The 2,423-nt window shown below is 36.8% G+C and carries 2 protein-coding genes; both read left to right on the top strand.

Annotated elements, in window-relative coordinates:
* Positions 1-1,383: sialate O-acetylesterase (locus tag WBQ70_RS07085; protein WP_423912221.1), on the top strand; the 1,383-nt coding region annotated here is incomplete at its 5' end.
* A gap of 28 nt (positions 1,384-1,411) precedes the next feature.
* Positions 1,412-2,423 (top strand): hypothetical protein (locus WBQ70_RS07080; RefSeq protein ID WP_423912219.1); only part of this gene is annotated, 1,012 nt, incomplete at its 3' end.

The following is a 2,423-nucleotide window of genomic DNA, read 5'->3' as shown; positions in this document are numbered from 1 at the left end:
CTTCATGCACAAACCGAATTGGCCTCAGTATTTGGCGATCATATGGTCTTGCAACGAAATACAAAAGCAGCCGTTTGGGGAACAGACAAACCCTATACAAAAATTACAATTCAATCCAGTTGGGGAGAGCAAAGTACAACGACTACCGATAAAGATGGAAATTGGGTTACTTCTATAAAAACAACTAAAGAAGGAGGACCGTATGTTTTGACCGTCAATGGATCTCAAAAAATTGAAGTAAAAGACATTCTTTTGGGCGAAGTTTGGTTGTGCTCAGGTCAATCCAATATGGCTAGACAATTAAAAGGAGCCAAAGACCAACCAGTAGAAGGAAGTGAAGCCGAAATTGCGAATAGTAAAAACCCAAACTTGCGTTTTTTTACGGTCAAATTGGAGATGAGTTTAAGTCCGTTAACAAGATGTAAGGGAACTTGGGAAATATCAGAACCTAAAACTGCTGCTAATTTTAGTGCAACAGCGTACTTTTTCGGGAAAAAATTACAACAAGAATTGGGTGTTCCAGTAGGACTTATTTCCAGCAATCAAGGATCTACACCTGCCGAAGCTTGGTCACCTAATACAGTTGCTAGTCGCTTTCCTAGATTAGAAAAAATACTAAAGGAACAGCCTACAATTACGATAAAAACTCCAACTGTTCTTTATAATGCGATGATTAATCCATTAATTCCTTTTACGATTAAAGGAGCTATTTGGTACCAAGGCGAAGCCAATAGAAATTATGCAACCGAATATACTACTCTGTTTCCAGCCATGATACAAAGCTGGAGAGACAACTGGAAGCAAGGCGATTTTCCGTTTTATTTTGTTCAGTTAGCACCGCTAGGTTTTGGAGGGGATAATTGGGTAGCGTTACAACACTCGCAATTAAAAGTTTTTTTGAATACACCCAATACGGGTATGGTAGTTACCAATGACATTGGTGACGAAAAGTGCATTCACCCACCCAAAAAGAAAGAAGTAGGAGACCGTTTGGCTCTTTGGGCATTAGCCAAAAATTATGGTTTTGATAAATTAGAATATTCTGGACCAGTTTATAAATCGATGATGATAAATAAAAATCAAGCAATACTCAATTTTGATTATGCGACCAACGGTCTATCTAGTAACGGAAAAAAACTAACAGATTTTGAAATGGCTGGCAAAGATGGAGTTTATTACCCAGCTATGGCGACAATTATAAAAGGCAATCAATTGCAAATTACGAGTGATAAAGTAGTAGAGCCAGTTGTGGTTCGCTATGCTTGGAAATCATTTTTAGAAGGGAGTTTGTTTAATACAGCTGGTTTGCCTGCATCAGCCTTTATTACTGATCCTAATTTTGTGTTTGATAGTACGAGTGTTAGTCCTAGAAAAAAGGAATAGATAAAAAAGTAGAATTAAATTTAGATATATGAAGAACATTGTAATAGTACTGTTCGTAATAACATTTTCGGTTTTCGGTACAAAAGCACAAGATTTAAAAAGCACGCCGTATGTAGATGTTTCAGATATAGAGTTATTTCCGCCAAAATTAGATATGAACGATGCAGGTTCAGTGGCTGAAAATACGTCTGGGTCTACCATAAATTTCAGTCACGTTAATGGGAAGGATGATACCAGTCGGTTGAATAAAGAAATTGATGGATTGACAAAAGGAGGAACAATTAATATAGCGGCTGGAACGTATGCTTTTAATAGTGTAAATATAAAATCCAATATTAGAATCAATTTTGCTCCAGGGGTTATTGTCAAAATTCCAGCTGGAAAGGATGGTTTTTACATTGGTCACGAACCAGGGGAAGCAAGAGTCGAAAATGTTAAATTTATAGGAGAAGGAAGCATTGCTACTCGACCTAAATTCGTTTTAGAAAGAAATGATAAAAAAGTAACTAGACTGATGCAAATAGGATATGCCTATAATGTTTTAATCCAAAACTTTACTATCGAAGACCATCAAACCAAAGGAGCGGCCATCGCTTTTAATCCTGTTCAAATAGGCAAGACGACTACAGCCAACAGACCAGAAAAAGTGACGCTAAATAACATTGGTCAGACAAGCGCATCTGTTGGTTATGGTTTGGCTCAATTAAATGTAGGAAAGAACGTCACCATGCGAAATCTAAGTTGTGAAGGAGGCGTAACCTGTCGAATAGAATCGCATAATGGTCGTAAATACGATTTAGGAACTGCAGATCTTAGAATATTCAATGTTTCTAATAAATATGGTTTTTCGACAGTATTATTACAACCACATTCGGTAGAAAATGGAACAATAACAGTAGATGGTGCAACGTCCTACGGAAGTGCTTTTACAGCATTTATTGTAGAAGGTTTTATAGCCAAAGAATCCAAAAGGAAATCAGTTGGGACTTTTGCAGCCAATTCATCTTTTTCAAATATAAGTATGTTTTCTACTGATGATA

The organism is Flavobacterium sp., from assembly GCF_049590715.1.
Lineage (GTDB): Bacteria > Bacteroidota > Bacteroidia > Flavobacteriales > Flavobacteriaceae > Flavobacterium.
The sequence above is the reverse complement of the archived record's forward strand: the minus strand, read 5'-3'. Positions and strand labels throughout refer to the sequence as shown.